A 21,779-nucleotide genomic window follows, 5' to 3' on the forward strand; every position below is an offset into this window, starting at 1 on the left:
AAATTCATAGAATAAAGTTACGTCCTCCCTAATTTCCTGCGATCACCTGCCGATAATCCCTGAGTCACTTTTTAATTACCTACTTTGTTCAGGGTTACTCATGTTAACGAAAATCCGTGTTGTCACCAGCCTGTTACTGGTGTTGCTGGTGTTCGGGCTGTTACAGGCCTTCTCCGGTTCTGTCTTTTACTCCGCATTAAGTCACGATAAGCAAAACTTCGCCGTGTCACAGCTTGCCATGCAAAATACGCAGGGGCTTAATGATGCCTATATGAGTCTTAACCAGAGCCGTGTATTGCTGACCCGCATTCAGCTGCGTTTTGCCACCAGTAAACTTGAAGGCAAACCGGCGGATGTTGCTACGCTGTTTGAAGAGAGTCAGCGTTTCCAGCAGGCGGCCGCGGGCTTCTACAAGGCGTTCAGAGAGACGCCAGAAACCCCAGGAATGGATGAGCAACTCGGCAGCCAGCTTGACCAGCGCTTCAGAGACTATGCGGGCGCGCTGAGCAGCCTGCAGAGCGCGCTGCAGGTAAACGACATGGTCGCGGCCGCTAAAGCCCCGGTCGCACCGAGCCAGAGTGCATTTCTGACGCTCTACCGTGAGTGGCGCGCCGACCAGAGTCGTCTGACCAGCCTGGGTGTGGCAGAAAACAGCAGTGCCTATACCCGTATGATGTGGATCCTCTCCACCATTATGGCTGCCGTGGTGGCGGTGATCGTGTTGTGCTGGTTTGGCCTGCGCAAAATCGTGATGACGCCACTGAACAGCAGCATTCATCACATTCAGCATATCGCCCGGGGCGATTTAACCCAGCCGATCGTGGTGGAAGGGCGCAATGAAATGACCCAGCTCGCGGCCAGCCTGCATGATATGCAGCAGTCGCTGGTGCGCACCGTAACCAATGTACGTGAAGGATCGGATGCGATTTTCACCGGTGCCAGCGAGATCTCTGCCGGGAATAATGATCTCTCCGCCCGCACAGAACAGCAGGCGGCCTCCCTTGAGCAGACGGCAGCCAGCATGGAGCAGCTCACCGCCACGGTAAAACAGAATGCCGAAAACGCCCGCCAGGCGTCACAGCTGGCACTCAGCGCCTCCGAAACCGCAGAGAAAGGCGGGAACGTTGTGGCTGGCGTGGTGAAAACCATGAGCGAAATCGCCGGCAGCTCGAAGAAAATTGCCGATATCACCAGCGTGATTGACGGGATTGCGTTCCAGACCAATATTCTGGCGCTTAATGCGGCCGTTGAAGCGGCGCGTGCCGGAGAACAGGGTCGCGGTTTTGCTGTGGTGGCGGGTGAAGTGCGCAGTCTGGCGCAGCGCAGCGCCCAGGCGGCCAAAGAGATCAAAGGATTGATCGATGACTCCGTGAGCCGGGTCAACGTCGGTTCGCAGCTGGTTGGCACCGCGGGCGAAACCATGAGCGATATCGTCAGTGCCGTCACACGCGTCACCGACATCATGGGTGAAATTGCCTCGGCGTCGGACGAGCAGAGTCGCGGCATCGATCAGGTCGGTCAGGCGGTTACTGAGATGGATCGCGTGACCCAGCAGAACGCCTCGCTGGTGGAGGAATCCGCTGCGGCGGCCGCCTCGCTGGAAGACCAGGCCAGCCGGTTAAGCCAGGCCGTGTCTGTGTTCAACATTACACGCGGCACCGTGCAGCAGACACTGACAAAGCATCTGCCGATTGCCGCGCCAGCCACGGTTGCGCAGATCCCCCGCAAAGCCCTGACGGCCCCCGTCAGTGATACCCACTGGGAAACCTTCTGATGTCCCGTTGCGCATCCTGAGGGATGCGCAACACTCCCCGTTATTCCTCTGCTTAAAGCCAAACTCAGCAGCTCATGCTGATAAAAATAATTACAAAAGCCACTTCTCTCCTGAAAGCGCCAAAAAGCGTTAATTAATCCTGAAGGGTCGCCGATATAGCCGCTGCACCTTAATCAACCTGCAGGGGAACAAGATGTTAAAAAAAATAAAAGTGGTAACCAGTTTAATCGCAGTACTGGTTATCTTTGGCGCGCTCCAGTTAGTCTCTGGCAGCCTTTTTTGGTCAGCACTGAATAAAGACAAAGCTTCCTTCGCGCTGTCTCAGGTCTCTAATCGTAATGTTACTGAGATGACAGATGCTTATATTTCCTTAAACAACAGCCGTACCACGCTGAACCGCGGCATGCTTCGGTTACAGACCAGCATGGCTTCGCAGATGAACGGCGGTCAGCTTGATGAACTTATCACCAAAGCCAATAACCAGTTAGCAGAGGCCGATCGTCACTTCAAAATCTATTACCATCTGCCTACCACCGCTGGTCTTGACGAGACGCTGGGGGACAAGCTTGAAGCTGATTACGGCAATTATGAAAACGGCCTGAAAGCGATGGTAAAAAGTCTGCAGGCACGTGACCTGGAAGGGATGTTCAAACAGAACATCGAACAGAAGCAGGTGGCGATGCAGGAGAGTTACAATAAATGGCGTGCGCTGCAGACTGCACTTTCTGACAAGGGCATGGAACAGAACCACAACGCGTACACCCAGATGATGTGGCTGCTGGCCACCATTGGCGTTGCGGTACTGGCGGTGATTATTACCTGCTGGTTTGGCCTGCGTCAGGTGCTGATTCAGCCCCTGCAACAGCTGCTGGCACAGATTCGTGCTATCGCTTCCGGTGATCTGACACAGACTATTGTGGTTGAGGGACGCAATGAGATGAGCCAGCTGGCCGCAGGCATCCATGAGATGCAACAGTCTCTGGTAATGACCGTGGGTAATGTCCGTGATGGCTCAGATGCCATCTTTACCGGTGCCAGCGAAATCGCCGCCGGTAACAACGACCTGTCGTCACGCACCGAAGAGCAGGCCGCCTCACTGGAACAGACTGCCGCCAGCATGGAGCAGTTGACCGCCACGGTGAAGCAGAATGCGGACAACGCCCGTCAGGCGTCGCAACTGGCGCTGACCGCCTCCGAAACCGCACAGCAGGGCGGGAAAGTGGTTAATGGCGTTGTCACCACGATGAAAGAGATTGCGGACAGCTCGAAGAAAATTGCTGACATCATCAGTGTGATCGACGGTATCGCCTTCCAGACTAATATCCTGGCGCTGAATGCCGCCGTTGAAGCCGCGCGGGCCGGTGAGCAGGGGCGTGGTTTTGCAGTAGTGGCGGGTGAAGTGCGCAGCCTGGCACAGCGTAGCGCCCAGGCCGCCAAAGAGATCAAAGGCCTGATTGAAGACTCCGTCTCTCGCGTTAACGATGGGTCACTGCAGGTTGAAAGCGCCGGCAGTACCATGAATGAGATTGTGGGTGCCGTGACCCGCGTTACCGACATCATGGGCGAAATCGCCTCAGCGTCTGATGAACAGAGCCGCGGTATTGAACAGGTCGGCGTGGCCGTTACTGAAATGGATCGCGTGACGCAGCAGAATGCTTCTCTGGTTGAGGAGTCTGCCGCCGCCGCCGCCGCTCTGGAGCAGCAAGCCAGCGTTCTGACCCAGGCAGTCTCCGTATTCAAAATTTCCCGCGCCTGATTTTCTGCTTTTCACCATGGCAGCGGCTTTAAGCTGCTGCCATGCATAAAGTTCCCCCTGACTCCGCCGATAAATAAACACGAATCGCCAACCAATGAGGTGTGTATGTTTAGTCGTGTACGAGTCGTTTCCGGCCTGCTGTGTGTGCTGGCGCTGTTTGCGCTGCTGCAGCTTTTTTCCGGCGGAATGTTTTTCAAAACTGTCAGCTCAGATAAAGAGAATTTTGCCTACAACCAGCGTCTGAATACGTTGCAACAGGCGATGGGCACCTCATGGGTTTCGCTTGTTCAGGCGCGTAACACCCTTAACCGCGCCGGTATCCGTTTTTTGCAGGATGCACAGATGTCGGGGTCGGGAGCCAGCGTGAAAGAGCTGGTCGCCCTGGCGGGCGAGGAGCTGAAACAGGCCGAAACCAGCTATCAGATTTTCAACGATAACCTGTCAGAAAAGGGCAAAACAGCTGAAAACGTCCTGACGTTACAGGCGAACTATAAGGCCTATCACGATGCCCTGGCAGAACTGATGGTCTTCTTCACGACCGGTAACTTCAAAGGTTTTGTCGATCAGCCTACGCAAAGTTTCCAGGACAAGTTCCAGAAAGATTACAGCGCCTGGCTTGAGCACAACAAAGAGCTTGCAGAGGAGGGTGTAAAAACAAACCAGCAGGCTTACAGCCGCTCTATCACCATTGTCATTGCCACGCTGGCTGTGACATTGCTGATGATTGTTCTGGTGTGGAACGTGATGCGTTCAGTGCTGATCCGTCCATTGCGTCAGAGCATTGAGCACATCCAGCACATTGCACGTGGTGATCTGACCCAGCCGGTTGAGATTAACGTACGAAATGAAATCGGCGAATTGCTGACTTCACTGCAGCACATGCAGCAGGAGCTGGTGCGTACCGTTCGCACTGTCCGTGATGGCTCCGACGCCATCTATACCGGCGCCAGCGAAATTTCCATCGGCAATAACGATCTCTCTTCGCGAACGGAACAGCAGGCCGCCTCGCTGGAGCAGACTGCCGCCAGCATGGAGCAGCTCACCGCAACCGTGAAACAGAATGCTGAAAACGCCCGTCAGGCGTCGAAGCTGGCGCTGACTGCCTCAGAAACCGCGCAGCAGGGCGGCAAAGTCGTGGATGGCGTGGTCACCACCATGAAAGAGATTGCGGGCAGTTCTAAGAAGATTGCCGATATCACCAGCGTGATTGATGGCATTGCTTTCCAGACCAACATCCTGGCGCTGAATGCCGCGGTTGAAGCCGCGCGTGCCGGAGAACAGGGTCGTGGTTTTGCGGTAGTGGCGGGTGAAGTCCGCAGCCTGGCACAGCGCAGCGCCCAGGCCGCCAAAGAGATTAAAGGGCTGATTGAAGATTCCGTTAGCCGCGTTAATACCGGCTCAGTGCTGGTAGAGAGTGCCGGTGACACCATGAGCAACATCGTCAGCGCGGTTACCCGCGTCACCGACATCATGGGTGAGATCGCCTCCGCGTCAGACGAGCAGAGCCGTGGCATTGACCAGGTGGGCCTTGCGGTGACCGAGATGGATCGCGTTACACAGCAGAACGCCTCACTGGTTGAAGAGTCAGCCGCCGCCGCTGCAGCGCTCGAAGATCAGGCAAGTCACTTAAAACAAGCGGTTTCAGTGTTCAATATTGGTAAAGAATTTGTCGCTCAGGCCGTTAACAAGACAACGGCGATGAAAACTCTCCAGTTAGATGCACCGTTAGCCGTTGGTCGTTCGTCTGCGTCACGCGGCGACGATAACTGGGAAACCTTTTAAACGCCCGTGGTCCGGTCGCTGTTATAGCGCCGGGCATCGCAGCAGACAGTTAATGTATAAAGTTCGGGCCAGGTGCAGAGATGAAAAAATCGACGATTTTAGATCAAAATGAGACGACAACGCTGCTGTCGCAAATGGTGCAGCGTTTGCCGCTCTCCGATACGCATTTTCGCCGTATCAGCCAGCTGATCTATCAGCGTGCCGGCATCGTATTGGCCGACCACAAGCGTGAGATGGTTTACAACCGTCTGGTTCGTCGTCTGCGTACGCTGAATATCGACGATTTTGGTCGCTACCTGGCGCTGCTGGAGTCCGATCCAAACAGTGCCGAGTGGCAGGCTTTTATCAATGCGCTGACGACCAACCTGACCGCGTTCTTCCGCGAAGCGCATCACTTCCCGATTCTGGCGGAGCATGCACGTAAGCGACAGGGCAACTTCAGCGTCTGGAGTACCGCAGCGTCAACGGGTGAAGAGCCTTATTCGATCGCCATGACGCTGGCGGAAACGCTGGGCACAGGACCTGGCAAGTTCCAGGTTCATGCCAGCGATATCGATACTCAGGTACTGGAAAAGGCGGTGGCAGGGGTTTACCGCCAGGAAGAGCTGCGCACGCTGTCACCGGCGCAAATGCAGCGTTTCTTCCTGCGCGGAACCGGTCCGCATGCCGGTATGGTGCGGGCGCGTCCCGAGCTGACCAATATGGTCACTTACGCGCAGCTTAACCTGCTGGCGAATGACTGGGCGCTGCCGGGTCAGTTCGACGCTATTTTCTGTCGCAATGTGATGATCTATTTCGATAAAGAGACGCAGGAGAAGATTCTGCGTCGGTTTGTCCCACTGCTAAAACCGGGCGGCATCCTGTTCGCCGGACACTCAGAAAACTTCAGTCAGATCAGTAAAGAGTTCTGGCTGCGTGGGCAAACCGTCTATGGACTGACGAAGGAAAGATGATGAGCAAAATCACCGTGATGTGCGTAGATGACTCTGCGCTGATGCGGCAGTTGATGACAGAGATCATCAACAGCCATCCGGATATGGAGATGGTCGCTACGGCGCCCGATCCGCTGGTCGCCCGCGATTTGATCAAGCAGTTCAATCCGCAGGTGCTGACACTGGATGTGGAAATGCCGCGCATGGATGGCCTCGATTTCCTGGAAAAACTGATGCGGTTACGGCCAATGCCGGTGGTGATGGTTTCATCGCTGACCGGAAAAGGCTCCGAAATTACGCTGAGAGCGCTGGAGCTGGGCGCGGTGGATTTCGTGACCAAGCCGCAGCTCGGCATCCGCGAAGGGATGCTGGCGTACAGCCAGATGATTGGCGACAAAATTCGTGCGGCTTCCCGTGCGCGCCTGCACAACCGCACAGCGATGCCGGTGCCGGCGACACTGAAAGCGGGTCCGCTGCTGAGTAGTGAGAAGCTGATTGCGATTGGCTCCTCAACCGGCGGAACTGAGGCGATTCGCCATGTGCTGCAGCCGTTACCGGCAACCAGCCCGGCACTGCTGATTACCCAGCATATGCCGCCAGGCTTTACCCGCTCCTTTGCCGAGCGTCTGAACAAGCTGTGTCAGATCACGGTAAAAGAAGCCGAAGATGGTGAACGTATTTTGCCAGGCCACGCCTATATCGCCCCAGGCGCAATGCACATGGAGCTGGGCCGAAGTGGTGCCAACTATGTGGTGAAACTGAATGAAGGGCCTCCGGTAAACCGGCACAAACCCTCTGTGGATGTGCTGTTCAAATCGGTGGCGATTAACGCCGGACGAAATGCGGTGGGGGTCATCCTCACCGGAATGGGCAACGATGGTGCGGCCGGGATGCTGGAAATGCACCGGGCAGGCGCCTGGACCATCGCCCAGAACGAAGCCAGCTGTGTGGTATTTGGCATGCCGCGTGAGGCTATTGCCACGGGCGGCGTGAGCGAAGTCGTAGATTTAAGCAACATCAGCCAGCACATGCTGGCGAAAATTAGCGCCGGACAGGCATTGCGTATTTAACAGGCCCGTCCCGCCGGGCGAGACAACTCAGGAGTAGATATGGCAGATAAAAACATGCGCTTTTTGGTAGTAGACGACTTCAATACGATGCGTCGTATTGTGCGTAACCTGCTGAAAGAGCTTGGCTTCAATAACGTAGAAGAAGCGGAAGATGGTGTGGATGCCCTCGGCAAACTGAAAGCGGGTGGTTTCGACTTCGTGATTTCCGACTGGAACATGCCAAACATGGATGGCCTGCAGCTGCTGCAGACCATTCGTGCTGACGCGGCAATGAGTACGCTGCCGGTGTTGATGGTCACTGCGGAAGCCAAGAAAGAGAACATTATCGCCGCCGCCCAGGCGGGTGCCAGTGGATATGTAGTGAAACCTTTCACTGCGGCAACCCTGGAAGAAAAGCTGGGTAAAATTTTCGAAAAACTGGGCATGTAAGGGGATGTGATGAGCGACTTTCCGAAACCAACTGAGGATGCCGCGGCACACGACATCATTTCACGTATTGGCTCTCTGACGCGCATGCTGCGCGACAGTCTGCGCGAGCTGGGGCTGGATAAAGCCATTGCCGATGCGGCTGAAGCCATTCCTGATGCCCGCGATCGTCTGGATTATGTTGTGCAGATGACGGCGCAGGCCGCTGACCGTGCGTTGAACTGTGTTGAAGCAGCACAACCTCATCAGGATAAAATGGAAGCCGGGGCAACCCAGCTGAAAGGACGTTGGGATGAGTGGTTTGAGAACCCAATTGAACTGGGTGATGCGCGGGAGTTGGTGACGGATACGCGCGCATTCCTCACCGCCGTGCCAGAGCACACCGCCTTTACCAACAAGCAGTTGCTTGAAATCATGATGGCGCAGGATTTCCAGGACCTTACCGGTCAGGTGATCAAGCGTATGATGGATGTGATTCAGGAAATTGAGCGCCAGCTGTTAATGGTGCTGCTGGAAAACATGCCAGAAGTCAGTGCTGAAAAGCGTCAGGAAGGCACCAGCCTGCTGAACGGACCGCAGATTCACGCTGATGCTCCAGGCGTGGTGGCGAACCAGGATCAGGTTGATGACCTGCTGGACAGCTTAGGGTTTTAAGCGTCGTTCGCCCGCGTGCGGGCGAAACAGCGGCATATTATATTAAACAGGGTCACCTTCCGGTGGCCCCGTTCTGCATTGTCAGATCCATCCCCGAAAGAACGCCTGTTTTTCCCATCTTATCTCCGCTTTGACTTAAGCCAGATTTGGCATCCTATGCTCAGAATTCCTGCCAACCGAGGTTTGTCGTGTCTGATAGCGACGAGGACAAAACAGAATCGCCCACGGCCCACCGACTTGAGAAAGCGCGTGAAGAGGGCCAGATTCCGCGTTCGCGCGAACTGACATCCGTACTGATGCTGCTGGCCGGCATCATGATCCTGTGGATGGGCGGCAACATGATGGCGCACCGGCTGGCGGCGATGGTCGCCACCGGACTTCGTTTTGACCACGGCATGGTCAGAGATGACAAAATTATCGTCAGCCACATTGGCAGCCTGATCACGCAGGCACTGATGGCGCTGCTGCCGCTGATGGGCGGTCTGGTGCTGGTGGCGATTGCCGCCCCTATGCTGCTGGGCGGTATCGTTTTCAGCGGTAAATCGATCAAGTTTGATCCGAAAAAGATGAACCCGATTGCCGGCTTTAAGCGAATGTTCGCCGCTCAGGCCTGGACCGAACTGTTTAAAGGGATCCTCAAGACTATCCTGGTTGGCGCAGTGGGCTGGTGGTACATCTGGAGTCACTGGCCTGAGATGCTGCGGCTGATCAGCGAAGCACCGGTGACCGCGCTCATCCACGGCATGGAGATGATTGCGGTCTGCTGCTCGCTGGTGATGCTGGGGCTGATACCGATGGTGGGCTATGACGTTTTCTGGCAGCTCTACAGCCACTTTAAAAAGCTGAAGATGTCGATGCAGGAGATTCGCGACGAGCATAAGCAGCAGGAAGGCGACCCGCATGTTAAAGGACGCATCCGTCAGCAGATGCGCGCCGCTGCACGACGCAGAATGATGGCAGATGTGCCAAAAGCCGATGTCATCGTTACCAACCCGACGCACTACTCCGTCGCCCTGCAGTACAACGAGAAAAAGATGAGTGCGCCAAAAGTTGTGGCGAAAGGGGCCGGCGAGATCGCCCTGAGAATTCGTGAACTGGCTGCTGAACACCGCATCCCGGTTCTGGAAGCACCGCCGCTGGCGCGTGCGTTATATCGTCATACCGAAATTGGTCAGCACATCCCTGGCGCGCTGTATGCTGCCGTGGCCGAGGTGCTGGCGTGGGTCTGGCAGTCGCGTCGCTGGAAGCGCGAAGGCGGCCTGATTCCAACCAAACCAAAAGACCTGCCGGTTCCGGCAGAGATGGACTTTGCAGGAGAGAGCAAAAACGATGGCTAATAACCTGGCCGTAAAGCTACGTCTACCGGGCTTTAAAGATATGCAGTGGCAGGTACTGGCCGGGCCGGTACTGATCCTGATGATCCTGTCGATGATGGTTCTGCCATTGCCGCCGTTTATCCTCGATCTGCTGTTCACCTTTAACATTGCGCTGTCGATCATGGTCCTGCTGGTGGCGATGTTCACCCAGCGGACTCTGGAATTTGCGGCGTTCCCGACCATTCTGCTCTTCTCAACATTGTTGCGTCTGGCGCTGAACGTTGCGTCAACCCGTATCATCCTGATGGAAGGGCACACTGGTGCCGCTGCGGCCGGACAGGTGGTTGAAGCGTTCGGTCACTTCCTGGTGGGCGGTAACTTCGCCATCGGTATCGTGGTGTTTATCATCCTCGTGATCATCAACTTTATGGTTATCACCAAGGGTGCCGGTCGTATCGCGGAAGTGGGTGCGCGCTTTGTGCTGGACGGCATGCCCGGTAAGCAGATGGCAATCGATGCCGACCTCAACGCCGGTCTGATCGGTGAAGATGATGCCAAACGCCGCCGTGCAGAAGTGACCCAGGAAGCCGACTTCTACGGTTCGATGGACGGTGCGAGTAAGTTCGTTCGTGGTGATGCCATCGCCGGTATCATGATCATGGTCATCAACGTCATCGGCGGCCTGCTGGTGGGCGTGGTGCAGCACGGTATGGATGCGGGTCATGCCGCAGAGACCTATACGCTGCTGACCATCGGTGATGGACTGGTCGCGCAGATCCCGGCGCTGGTTATCTCCACTGCTGCCGGTGTTATCGTGACGCGCGTTGCCACCGATCAGGATGTCGGTGAGCAGATGGTCACTCAGCTGTTCAAAGATCCCCGCGTACTGATGCTCAGCGCCGGGGTGATTGGCTTACTGGGTCTGGTGCCTGGCATGCCTAACTTTGTTTTCCTGCTGTTCACCGCCGCCTTACTGGGTCTGGCCTGGTGGTTGCGTGGTCGCGAAGCACAGCCGAAGAAGAAAGTGGACGTTGCAGGCAGCATCAGCAACAAACCAGCCGACACGCCAGCCGCCACCGAAGCGTCCTGGACCGATGTGCAGCTGGAAGATACCCTGGGCATGGAAGTGGGCTATCGCCTGATTCCGATGGTCGATCATCAGCAAAACGGTGAACTGCTGGGACGTATCCGCAGTATTCGTAAGAAAGTTGCTCAGGATGTTGGTTTCCTGCCGCCGGTGGTGCATATCCGTGACAACATGGAGCTGCCGCCTGCGCGCTATCGCATCCTGATGAAAGGGGTAGAGATTGGTAGCGGTGATGCCTATCCTGGCCGCTGGATGGCGATTAACCCGGGCACGGCTGCCGGAAGTCTGCCTGGTGAAGCGACCGTCGATCCCGCCTTTGGTCTGGCAGCGGTCTGGATTGATAGCGCACTCAAAGAGCAGGCGCAGATTCAGGGCTTTACAGTCGTCGAGGCCAGTACCGTCGTAGCAACCCATCTCAACCATCTGATCGGCCAGTTCGCCAGCGAGCTGTTTGGCCGTCAGGAAGCGCAGCAACTGCTGGATCGCGTAACCCAGGAGATGCCGAAACTGACCGAAGATCTGGTGCCAGGCGTGATTTCACTCACCACGCTGCACAAGGTGCTGCAGAACCTGCTGGTGGAGCGGGTGTCGATTCGCGATATGCGCACCATCATCGAAACCCTGGCGGAACACGCGCCGGTGCAGAGCGATCCCCAGGAGCTGACCAGCGTGGTCCGTGTGGCGCTGGGCCGTGCGATTACGCAACAGTGGTTCCCGGGTAATGACGAAGTGCAGGTTATCGGGCTGGATTCAACGCTGGAGCGTCTGCTGTTGCAGGCGTTGCAGGGTGGTGGCGGACTGGAGCCGGGTCTGGCCGATCGGCTGTTGAGTCAGGCACAGGCGGCATTGCAGCGCCAGGAGATGCTGGGGGCACCGCCGGTGCTGCTGGTCAATCATCCGCTGCGTGCACTGCTGGCGCGATTCCTGCGCCGCAATCTGCCACAGCTGGTGGTGCTCTCAAACCTGGAGCTGAGCGATAACCGTCAGATCCGTATGACTGCCACCATTGGAGGCAAATAATGCGCAGACTGATCATGGCATTGTTAATGATGCCACTGATGGCTCATGCGGCTGGAGGGGCCTGGAGTGCCTCGGCTAACGGGCCGCTACTGGCGAACCGTGGCAGCTGGCAACGAGCGCAGCCGCTGACGCCACCCGCCGGCGTCGGTGGGGAAGTCAGCATCATTAACTGGCGTTATGAGCTGAGCAGGCCGGCGCCCTCTGGCCTGGAAGTGCGGCTGTGCGGTGAACAACGTTGCACGTCGCTTGAAGGTGCCAGCGGCACCACGCGCGGGCTGGCGCATCTGAATGCCGGTGAGACATTGCACATGGTGTTTGGTTTTGCGGGCAGCGGGGCGCTTCCACCCGGATTACGGGTGGTCAGCAGTGAAGTGATGGTCAATTATGAATAATGAATCAGCAACGTTGATGCCTGCGCGGGACACGCCGATGCACACCAGATATGTGCATCGGCTGTTGCGTCGTTTACAGAGCAACAATTAACGCACTGACTCTCAGCCGATACATCAGGCACCGACGCAAAGGTCAGAATTCAGGCATTAACGCCTTTCATTCCCTCTTCCGAGTAACGCCCCCCTTTAACTTCTATTTGCCGGTGAAGTGCATTCAGCAACAGGAGATCGTTCTCTTCCAGCTGAATATCCGCGGCCTGCGCGTTTTCATTAAGATAAGCGATCTGCCTGGTGCCCGGTATCGGCACAATTCTTTCATACTGGGCCAGGAGCCAGGCCAGCGCAATCTGCCCGGTGGTGGCGTGATATTTCTCCGCCAGCGGCGTAATCGCATTTACCAGCTGCAGGTTGTGATCGATATTCTCCTGCTGGAAACGCGCGTTATTTTTGCGGAAATCATCCCCGGCAAAATCACTGTTCTGGCGGTATTTCCCGGTCAGAAAACCTCTGCCCAGCGGGGAATAGGGCACCAGACCGATACCGAGCTGTTTCACCGCTGGCAGGATGTCTTCTTCAATGTCACGCGTCCACAGAGAATATTCCGTCTGCAGCGCGGCCAGCGGATGGATGGCGTGCGCCCGATTCAGCGTGGCAGCCGACGCTTCACACAATCCAATCCGGGCAATTTTCCCCTCTTTTACCAGGCGGCTCAGACACTGCATGCTCTCCTCAATCGGTGTTGCCGGGCTGATACGATGCAGATAAAAGAGATCAATACGCTCGACGCCCAATCGTTTCAGGGAGGCATGGCAGCTGCGGGTAATGTAGTCCGGCTTATTGTTAATGGTACGGGCATAAGCCTCATCTGCCGGACGCTCGATACCACATTTGGTGGCGACGGTGAACGTCAGGCGTTCAGCCTTGCTCATCCCGGCAAGAAACTCACCGATCAGCTGCTCATTGTGGCCACGTCCGTAAAGATCGGCGGTATCAATGAAGGTGATATCCAGGTCGCGCAGCTGGCTAAGCAGCTGGAGAGACTGGCGGTCGTCGGAGTGACCGTAAAATTCGCTCAGCCCCATTGCGCCATAGCCTATGGCGCTGACATCCAGACCCTGACTTAAGGTTCGCTTTTTCATTGTTTCTCCTCGTGAGTGAAAGGCGATTGTTTCACCCCGCGTGAAGGCAATGAATTGCTCTTTTCGTCATGCAAAAAAGGTATCAGGAAAGGTAAGACCGGGGACAACACAGGAGCGGGCGGAACCGCGCATCATCAGCCACAGGCAGCGCGACGTAAGAGGGCGGCGACTCAGTCCGATGAATGCGGGTGAGCGTCGTGATCAGCCGACTGTGAAAGCACGCTCAGCGCATTCAGCACTGCCGCATTTTTTTCATTGGCGCGAATGGCCGCATAAACATCAATCGTCAATTGCCGCGCCGCGCTTTCAGTCAGCGGGCGATAACAGAGTCCTGTCTGGTTAAAGGTACATTTTGACTGCGGCATCAGGGCGAATCCTTTGCCTCTGGCAATGTGCGACAGCATCAGCAGAGAGTCATCCGGCTCTCTTATTCGTTTTAACGTGACGCTGAGCGTCGCAAAGTAGCGTTCGCATTTATCGTAAAACTGCGGATTGGCACTGCGCGCAAACCAGAACAGCGGCAGGTCGGCCAGCGCCTCCAGTGCGACCTTTTCTCCTGCCAGACTGGCAGGGTGCGTTGACGGCATAGCGAGCAGCAACGGTTCACGGTAAACCCAGGTGTACTGAACCAGGGTTTCCGCTTCAGGACCTTTTTCGCCAGTGAGAATTAAATCCAGGCTGTTTTTGGCCAGGCTTTGCAGCAGTTGAGCGGAGGTCAGGCTGGGCATCTCCATTTCATCGCTGGCATGGAAACTGGCGAGCTGCCGGTTAAGCGGTGCCATTAATTCAAAGTTGAGCGTGCGGGTCAGTCCGATACGTGGTCGCACGGCAGCAGGCTGCTTTAGGCTATTCAGCGCGGTAAGAATCGCTTCTGCTTTTGCAACCAGCGCACGGCCAGCATCGGTGAGCATCACCTCATGAGTCGTACGGCTGAACAGCGGCTGACCGAGCAGATCTTCCAGGCTTTGAACCTGACGGGTGAGCGGCGGCTGCGTCATGCTGAGGCGTTCTGCGGCCCGGCGAAAATTAAGCTCGTGCGCAACAGCCAGAAAGCACTGCAATTGCTTTATGGTGGGAAGATGACTGCTGATAAGGTGCGCGGCGACAGACATAACACCATCCTGCTGCGGAAATTTGGGGGGCGTTCAGAGCGGATAACTGGGAACAGCAACGGAGAGGGAAATCCCTCTCCGTTTTACAGGTTACATGCGCTCGACGGTGTCGATACCCAGAGTATCCAGACCCTGCTTCAGCGTCTTCGCCGTCAGCGCGGCCAGCTGCAGACGGCTCAGGCGCGTTGCGTCTGATTCTGCGCTGAGAATCGGGCAGTGCTCGTAGAAGCCGGAGAACAGACCGGCCAGATCGTAGAGATAGGCACACATCACATGTGGCGTGCCGTCGCGAGCGACCTGAGTAATGACCTCTTCGAACTGTAGCAAACGCGTGGCCAGCTGTGCTTCGCGCTCTTCACTGATCACAATCTCTGCATCCAGCGAATCGGCATTAATGCCCGCTTTACGGAACACGGAAAGCACACGGGTATAGGCATACTGCATGTAAGGCGCGGTATTGCCTTCAAACGCCAGCATGTTATCCCAGTCGAAGATGTAGTCGGTGGTGCGGCTTTTTGACAGATCAGCATATTTGACAGCACTGATCCCCACCACTTCCGCCAGGGTTTTCACTTCCGCTTCGCTCATCTCCGGGTTCTTCTCACGCACCAGCGAGTAGGCACGCTGATAGGCTTCATCCAGCAGATCAGAGAGTTTAATAGTACCGCCGCTACGTGTTTTAAATGGTCGTCCATCTTTGCCCAGCATCATGCCGAATGCATGGTGCTCCAGCGGCACAGACTCCGGCACATAACCCGCTTTACGGACAATCGTCCATGCCTGCACCAGATGCTGATGCTGACGTGAATCGATGTAATAGAGTACGCGATTGGCTTTCAGCGTTTCATAACGATATTTCGCACAGGCGATGTCCGTGGTGGTGTAGAGGTAGCCACCATCCTTTTTCTGGATGATGACGCCCATCGGCTCACCCTCTTTGTTCTGGAATTCATCCAGGAACACCACGGTTGCGCCTTCGCTCTCGACCGCTAAGCCTTTCTGTTTCAGGTCGGAAACAATGCCGGGCAGCATGTCGTTATAAAGACTTTCACCCATGACATCGTTGCGCGTCAGCGTCACGTTCATGCGGTCGTAGATTTTCTGGTTCTGACTCATGGTGATGTCGACCAGCTTCTTCCACATCTGGCGGCAATATTCATCGCCACCCTGAAGTTTCACGACATAGCTGCGTGCACGCTCGGCAAACTCAGGATCTTCATCATAAGTGCGTTTTGCTTCACGGTAGAAGCCTTCGAGGTCGGCCAGCGCCATCTCTGCGTGATCTTCATTCTGCTGCTTTTCAAGGAACGCGATCAACATGCCGAACTGCGTACCCCAGTCGCCAACGTGGTTAGCGCGGATAACGTTATGGCCGAGAAACTCCAGCGTACGCACCGCCGCATCACCAATGATGGTGGAGCGGACGTGACCGACGTGCATCTCTTTTGCAACATTAGGGGCGGAATAGTCGACCACGATGGTCTGCGGCTCAGCCAGCTGCACGCCAAGACGCGGCAGGCTAAGTGCCTGACGGGCGTGTGTTGCCAGCCAGTTGTGGTCAAGGAAAATATTAATGAAACCCGGCCCGGCAATTTCAACCTTGCTGGCGATGCCGGTCAGGTCGAGGTGCTGAATCACCGCTTCCGCTAATTGTCGCGGTGCCTGTCCCAGCTTTTTCGCCACGGCCATAATGCCGTTGGCCTGATAGTCTCCAAACTGAACCCGTGCAGACTGACGAACCTGTGGTTCGCAATCGGCGGGTGCGCCGGCTAAAACCATTGCCTGACTGACTTTTGCGGAAAGAAGTGCCTGAATATTCACCGAGTTACCTTCATAAGCTGAACAACGCCCTGGACTGCTAAACCGGGCTGTCATCATCTTGCCTGAGCACATCGCGTTACGGCGGGGCAGAAACGGATGGGGCAGACAAAATGGAAAAAAATGAGGGGAAAAGTATACGTGAAATGTGGATGGGCGTCAGCAGTTGGATGAAGCGGGGAAACAGAGCTGAAGAAGATGTTTCCCGGAGGCGTTAACGACGTCGCAGATGACGACGTGGGTTCTTTACGCTTTTATCTTCAAGCACCTTCCAGTGGCGCGCAATTGCGAATCCCATCAGTGCGATCAGTACAGCGACAACGATGAGCATAGACATATAGCCATTCCTTTTGTTTGTGTTAGGTCAAATTTATAGGAAGGCAGAGAATGCTGCAATTGTTTATCAGTCAATTGAGACTTATCTTATTGTATTAAAGAAGTTGATTATAATCATACAGTTAACTCACTTTCATCAAGGAACTTATGGCCCTAAACAGGAGATAAATCCGAAATGAAAGATGTTATTATGAGGTTTTGCGTTAAATTTCAGTCCAAATAAGATGAATCTTATCATTATGTGACGTCAGGCACGCGGCGCTCCATAAACGAGACTGTTTATAAATGCTAAACAAATTGAGAGGATTTACGGTGTCAGAGCGATCTTTTCCGGCAGAATTGGACGATTTAAAGACAGATTTAAGGCGTTTTGAAAAATCGTTGCAAAGTTTTGCGCAGCAACTTGGTTTGCGCCTTAACGATCTTGAAGTGGACCATATTTCGGTGCGTTGTCATCAGGACACGACGGCGATCCGCTGGCAGCAAGGCCTGCAGCAGATGGGTACGCAGTTTTCCGCGACGATGATTAACGGACGGCAGATTTGCCTGTTTAAACTACATGATCCACTGGTTGTGGCGGGCAGAGAGATCGATGTGGTTGAGCTGCCGTGGCCGTGTGAGAAGCGTTATCGCCATGAAGGCTGGGAGCACATTGAAGTGGTGTTACGTGGCGATCATCGAACGCTGGGCATGCGCGCGATGGCATTATTGTCTGATGAGGCACTGACGCAGCCCGGCCTTTCCTTTAAAACCAGCTCACCGCAGGGCGAGAATGAGCGTCTGCCTAATCCGACCCTGGCGGTGACGGACGGGCAGACAACCATCAAGTTTCATCCGTGGCGACTGGAGGAAATTGTCGCCAGTGAGCAGCACTAAATGCGGGCAGCCACGGCGCGTTTCAGTCGGGCAACCGCCTCGTCCAGTAGCGCTCGGGTACAGCCGAAATTGAGCCGGACAAACTGGTCGTTGCCGAACTCACGTCCGGCGGTTAAGCCCAGTCCGTGCTTCTCAAAATAGAGGGCAGGACTGGCCACACCCAGCGCGCTGGCATCAATCCAGGCCAGGTAGGTTGCTTCCGGCGTGGCAACTGACAGACCCGGCATTTTATTGACCTGAGATACCAGCCAGTCCCGGTTACTGCGCAGGTAAGCATTCTGTGCCTTCAGCCAGGGCTCACCTTCGCGCCAGGCTGCTGCTGCTGCGGTGATGGCCAGAATATCTACATCCGGCACAATGCCGCGTCGCACCCGGTTAAAGCGCGCGCGCAGTTCAGCATTCGGTATGATGGCGATGGACGCACCCAGACCGGCGATATTGAAACTCTTGGAGGGCGACATCAGCGTGACACTTCGCTGGGCCGCATCCTCACTTAGCGAAGCAAACGGAATGTGCTGCACGCCCGGTTCCAGTAGCAAATCGCTGTGGATCTCGTCGGAACAGACAATCAGATTGTGTTTCCGGGCGAATTCCAGCTGCGCCTGTAGTTCGTCCTGGCGATAGACCGTGCCGCCCGGATTCTGCGGGTTACACAGCATTAACAGCCGTTCTTTACCCCTAGTCTGTTCTTCGGCTGCATCCAGATCCAGCAGCCAGCGCCCCTGTTGCAACGTGACAGGCACATTGATCTGACCTCGCTCTGCCAGTTTTGCCGCCCCGCGAAACGGTGGATAGATCGGCGTGGGAGAAATCGTCAGCTCGTCCGATGCAGTGAAGGCACGCACGGCGAGATTCAGTCCACTCACCACGCCGGGTAAAACCACAATCCATTCCGGATTGACGTGCCACTGATAGCGTGAGGCGAGCCACGCAACTGCGCTGTCGAGAAACGCTACCGGCGTATCGCCATAGCCGAAAATGCCATGCCCGGCGCGGGTTTTGATCGCATCGATAACGCAGTCAGGCGATCGGAAATCGGTATCTGCCACCCACAACGGCAGAATGTCCTGGTCCGCATATTTGTTCCATTTAAGGCTATCGCTGTGACGACGGTCTATCCGTTGGTCGAAATTGAATGCCATAGTTAACTTTCCCGGTAAACTCATATCAGCAGCCAGACTAACTGATGAATCTGCCTTGAACCAGAGTCATGTAAAGGAGAAGAGAATGACCACACTGGAAATTTGCTGCTATGGCGTGGATTGCGCCGTGACCGCACAACAGGCGGGCGCCGATCGGGTTGAACTTTGTGCCGCACCGCGTGAGGGTGGTCTGACCCCATCGGCAGGAATGCTGAATGCCGCCCGGCGCGAGGTTTCAATCCCGGTTCATCCTATTGTCCGGCCACGGGGTGGTGACTTTTGTTATACCGCGCGCGAGTTTGAAGCGATGAAATCGGATGTGGCGTTGATACGCGAACTGGGTTTTCCGGGGCTGGTCATTGGGATGCTTGATGAGGACGCGCATATCCATCATGGTCAGATGCGGCAGATTATGGCGCTGTGTGACGGCCTGTCAGTGACGTTCCATCGCGCCTTCGATCTGTGCCACAGCCCTAAGCGAGCGCTGGAAGAATTAACAGATTTGGGGGTGGCGCGCATTCTGACATCCGGTCAGCAACACAGTGCTGAAAACGGAATTGCACTCCTCAGGGAACTAAATGAGGCCAGCACCGGTCCTATTATTATGGCGGGTGCCGGGGTTCGTCTCAGCAACCTGCAAAAGTTTCTCGACATGGGGATTGATGAAGTTCACAGCTCGGCAAGTCGCCTGATGGTGTCGCCGATGCGCTACCGCAAAGCGGGGGTCTCCATGTGTTCTGAAGCCGAAAGCGATGAGTTCAGCCGCTACTGTGTAGACGGCGATGTCGTTGAGGCGATGAAAAGTGTGATGCAGATGAGCACCGTTCGGGTCGCCTGAATCACAACAGATTTTGCCGCGCAGCACGCCGATTCTTGACGTGGTGTTTGCAAGTACCAAACCCCAGTATTCTTGCTGGGGTTCTTTTTGTCTGAAGCCCTCTCAAGTGCAGTGACCTTATTCCGGGGTTCTCTGGCATTGTCATGATGTGAGGGGGAGATGATATCTGACGTTTGTGCCTTTTCACCTCTCTCATCTTTTAAAGCACTGCAGGCCGGAATCGTCAAAGATTGGCGCTGTTTATCACCACAGCGTTTACACTGAAAGCAACGTCGCCTGGAAATTACCCTATGAAACGCAATCAGATTCTTGTTTTAAGCCTGATGCTGACTGCCTGGACTGAAAGCGCAGCGGCCAGCGCCTGCAGCCCGAATAATGCGGCCGTTGCAAACAGCAATAACCTTATTCTGCTGGGGGGAAACGCGAAAGGCGCTGTGAAGCAGGTGATTGCGGGCGAGTTTGGCAAAGATGTGAACTCGCAAAAGCGGGTGCTGGGGCAGTTTGACGCCTGCGGCGATCTGACCGTCGCCGACGTCAGCTACGATAAAAGCGAACGTAATGTGATTCTCAGCATGGAGCAACATATCGCCAGAGTGCAGGGCGGCTGGGTGGCGGAATACGCCTATCTGGTCAAAGTACTGAAAGAAGGTAAGGAAGTCGTCGTGGATAATCGACAGGGAACGATTAACTGGCAGAAAGGCCGGCATGGCACGATCACCAGCGCCTCTGATAGATTTACCAGCATGGGGAAAAGCGGCTTTACCGACATCACCTATCGCTATGATCCCCAGCTACGGCTGGAGAAGAGCGTGGCGCGCGGCAGCGATCCGCTGACCAACGGTGAATTTCACTATCACTGGAACCCAAAAGGTCTGGTCACGCGCACCACATCTGCAAGAGGCACCGACGAATACACCTATGATCCTCAATGGCGTGAAGTAAGACTTAACGTCACCGAGACCACACCGCTCAGCACCATCCGGTCGGTTGATGAGTGCCAGTTATGGGATGAGGTCGGCAACTGTACACTCAGCTATCTGCATGAGACCGAGATCTTTACGCGTGGCACTATCGAGCGCCACCTCAGTTCGGCCTACAAATATGAGTACTGGAACCAGCCTGCGACAGAAGAGTAACAGGCGATCGGGTGATCGCCCGTTCCTGACCTATTTTACGGTCTGACTAAAGGCATCCAGTGCCAGCAGGGCGTTTGCGATATCTTCGGGTGACAGGTGTGGGTTGAGGTTTTTCAGCGTATCTCCCTCACTGTTTGCCAGCGCCCCCACTTTCACCAGATTCTCCCAGCTTTCATTTTCCAGATGCAGCTCCCGGAGTGTGGTTGGCATATTGATAGCGCGATAAAAGCGTATATAGCGCGCAATATCCTCATCCGTACGCTTCTCAAGCACCATCTGCGTCAGCGTGCCATAGGCAACTTTCTCGCCATGAGTCAGATGGTGGATATCGCCATCGATGGCGGTAAAACCATTATGAATCGCGTGGGCGGCTGCCAGACCACCGTTCTCAAACCCCAGTCCCGAGAGCAGCGTGTTGGCCTCAACGACCGCTTCCACCGCTGGCGTTACCCGTTTTTCGGAAACGGCAACATAGGCGCTGTAACCCCATGTAAGAAGCGTTTCTTCACAGGCTCGGGCAATGGCCAGTCCGGCAAGTGTCGGATCACCGTTAACCATTGATTTCGCATGCGAACGTGCCACGGCCTGCGCTTCAACCCAGGTCGCCAGTCCATCTGCAATGCCTGATGCAAATAGCCGTGCTGGCGCACTGGCGCAGACTGCCGTGTCCACGAGCACCAAATCTGGATTTTTGCTGTAAAAGCGATAGCTCTCGAATACACCGCTGTCAGAATAGATGACCGACAGGGCGCTACAGGGCGCATCGGTGGACGCAATGGTTGGCACGATAGCCACCGGCAGTTTAAGTTCATCCGCCACCGCTTTAACCGTATCCAGCGTTTTTCCCCCGCCCAGGCCGACAATCACATTACAGTCCTGACTTTTTGCGAGCGCACTGAGTCGGGAAATCTCATTACTCGAGGCTTCGCCATTGAATTGCTGCCAGCTGAATGTCACGCCAGCGGAATGCAGGGCGTGTTGCGTCCGTTCGCCAATCAACGTCCAGACCGTGTTGTCAGCCACCAGAAAAGCCTGATCGCCCAGTTCAGTCAGATACGTTCCCAGCTCGTCCAGCACTCCTGCGCCCTGTACATATTTACGGGGTGAGGAAAAAATAAATTTACTCATAATCAAAACTCCCTGATATGAATGAATCAACCTGATCCAGTCTGG

Annotated in this window: 19 protein-coding genes; 13 read left to right on the forward strand and 6 right to left on the reverse strand. The window is 55.4% G+C overall.

The annotated features are described in order from the left end of the window. The first annotated feature begins 100 nt into the window (after positions 1-100). From NP77_RS10055 to NP77_RS10100, 10 genes are all read left to right on the forward strand, one after another. Positions 101-1,774, forward strand: coding sequence for a methyl-accepting chemotaxis protein (locus tag NP77_RS10055; RefSeq protein ID WP_039660021.1), 1,674 nt, complete (start codon positions 101-103; stop codon positions 1,772-1,774). A gap of 193 nt (positions 1,775-1,967) precedes the next feature. Next, positions 1,968-3,530: a methyl-accepting chemotaxis protein gene (locus NP77_RS10060; protein ID WP_039660023.1), complete on the forward strand. Its 1,563-nt coding sequence runs from the start codon at positions 1,968-1,970 to the stop codon at positions 3,528-3,530. A 105-nt stretch (positions 3,531-3,635) separates the two neighbouring features. After that, entirely contained in the window at positions 3,636-5,312 is a 1,677-nt protein-coding gene (locus NP77_RS10065; protein WP_039660025.1) for a methyl-accepting chemotaxis protein, read from the forward strand. An 80-nt stretch (positions 5,313-5,392) separates the two neighbouring features. After that, on the forward strand, positions 5,393-6,265 hold the full coding sequence (gene cheR / locus NP77_RS10070; protein ID WP_003849153.1) for a protein-glutamate O-methyltransferase CheR: 873 nt from the start codon (positions 5,393-5,395) through the stop codon (positions 6,263-6,265). Then, a complete protein-coding gene (locus NP77_RS10075; RefSeq protein WP_003849155.1) occupies positions 6,265-7,314 on the forward strand; it encodes a chemotaxis response regulator protein-glutamate methylesterase in 1,050 nt (349 codons plus the stop codon). The genes cheR and NP77_RS10075 overlap by 1 nt, the downstream gene beginning before the upstream one ends. A 39-nt stretch (positions 7,315-7,353) precedes the next feature. Next, positions 7,354-7,743 (forward strand): chemotaxis response regulator CheY, encoded by a 390-nt coding sequence (gene cheY, locus NP77_RS10080; RefSeq protein WP_003849158.1) that lies wholly within the window; start codon positions 7,354-7,356, stop codon positions 7,741-7,743. Between the two features lie 9 nt (positions 7,744-7,752). After that, on the forward strand, positions 7,753-8,394 hold the full coding sequence (cheZ, locus tag NP77_RS10085; protein ID WP_003849160.1) for a protein phosphatase CheZ: 642 nt from the start codon (positions 7,753-7,755) through the stop codon (positions 8,392-8,394). Between the two features lie 188 nt (positions 8,395-8,582). Continuing rightward, on the forward strand, positions 8,583-9,731 hold the full coding sequence (flhB, locus tag NP77_RS10090) for a flagellar biosynthesis protein FlhB (protein WP_003849164.1): 1,149 nt from the start codon (positions 8,583-8,585) through the stop codon (positions 9,729-9,731). Continuing rightward, on the forward strand, positions 9,724-11,817 hold the full coding sequence (gene flhA, locus NP77_RS10095) for a flagellar biosynthesis protein FlhA (protein WP_003849166.1): 2,094 nt from the start codon (positions 9,724-9,726) through the stop codon (positions 11,815-11,817). The genes flhB and flhA overlap by 8 nt, the downstream gene beginning before the upstream one ends. After that, positions 11,817-12,209 carry a flagellar protein FlhE gene (locus NP77_RS10100; protein ID WP_039660028.1) on the forward strand — a complete coding sequence of 131 codons (393 nt, stop codon included), beginning with the start codon at positions 11,817-11,819 and terminating at the stop codon, positions 12,207-12,209. Before flhA ends, NP77_RS10100 begins: the two co-directional genes overlap by 1 nt. A 140-nt stretch (positions 12,210-12,349) precedes the next feature. Here NP77_RS10100 and NP77_RS10105 read toward each other — a convergent pair whose 3' ends face one another. From NP77_RS10105 to NP77_RS23955, 4 genes are all read right to left on the reverse strand, one after another. Next, the gene (locus tag NP77_RS10105) at positions 12,350-13,348 is read right to left on the reverse strand and encodes an aldo/keto reductase (RefSeq protein ID WP_039660030.1); all 999 of its coding nucleotides are present in this window, start codon (positions 13,346-13,348) and stop codon (positions 12,350-12,352) included. A 170-nt stretch (positions 13,349-13,518) separates the two neighbouring features. After that, positions 13,519-14,460, reverse strand: a complete 942-nt coding sequence (locus tag NP77_RS10110; RefSeq protein ID WP_039660032.1) for a LysR family transcriptional regulator — start codon at positions 14,458-14,460, stop codon at positions 13,519-13,521. A gap of 90 nt (positions 14,461-14,550) precedes the next feature. Next, a complete protein-coding gene (gene argS / locus NP77_RS10115) occupies positions 14,551-16,281 on the reverse strand; it encodes an arginine--tRNA ligase (protein ID WP_033743091.1) in 1,731 nt (576 codons plus the stop codon). Between the two features lie 211 nt (positions 16,282-16,492). Further along, a complete protein-coding gene (locus NP77_RS23955; RefSeq protein ID WP_003849175.1) occupies positions 16,493-16,615 on the reverse strand; it encodes a hypothetical protein in 123 nt (40 codons plus the stop codon). 284 nt (positions 16,616-16,899) lie between these two features. On the opposite strand from NP77_RS23955, the gene NP77_RS10120 reads away from it, so the two are divergent. Beyond that, positions 16,900-17,490, forward strand: a complete 591-nt coding sequence (locus tag NP77_RS10120) for a VOC family protein (protein ID WP_052250641.1) — start codon at positions 16,900-16,902, stop codon at positions 17,488-17,490. On the opposite strand, the gene NP77_RS10125 is transcribed toward NP77_RS10120, so the two are convergent. Then, positions 17,487-18,632 (reverse strand): MalY/PatB family protein, encoded by a 1,146-nt coding sequence (locus tag NP77_RS10125; protein WP_039660036.1) that lies wholly within the window; start codon positions 18,630-18,632, stop codon positions 17,487-17,489. The genes NP77_RS10120 and NP77_RS10125 overlap by 4 nt on opposite strands. An 85-nt stretch (positions 18,633-18,717) precedes the next feature. Here NP77_RS10125 and cutC point away from each other — a divergent pair, with 85 nt between their 5' ends. Continuing rightward, positions 18,718-19,470 (forward strand): copper homeostasis protein CutC, encoded by a 753-nt coding sequence (gene cutC / locus NP77_RS10130; protein WP_003849180.1) that lies wholly within the window; start codon positions 18,718-18,720, stop codon positions 19,468-19,470. Between the two features lie 290 nt (positions 19,471-19,760). Continuing rightward, a complete protein-coding gene (locus NP77_RS10135) occupies positions 19,761-20,606 on the forward strand; it encodes a hypothetical protein (protein WP_039660038.1) in 846 nt (281 codons plus the stop codon). A 30-nt stretch (positions 20,607-20,636) separates the two neighbouring features. Here NP77_RS10135 and NP77_RS10140 read toward each other — a convergent pair whose 3' ends face one another. Next, complete coding sequence (locus tag NP77_RS10140; RefSeq protein ID WP_039660041.1) at positions 20,637-21,734, reverse strand: glycerol dehydrogenase; 1,098 nt, start codon at positions 21,732-21,734, stop codon at positions 20,637-20,639. Between the last annotated feature and the right edge of the window lie 45 nt (positions 21,735-21,779).

Origin of the sequence: Pantoea sp. MBLJ3 (assembly GCF_000816655.1) — a bacterium.
In the GTDB taxonomy this organism is placed as follows: Bacteria; Pseudomonadota; Gammaproteobacteria; order Enterobacterales; family Enterobacteriaceae; genus Pantoea; species Pantoea eucalypti.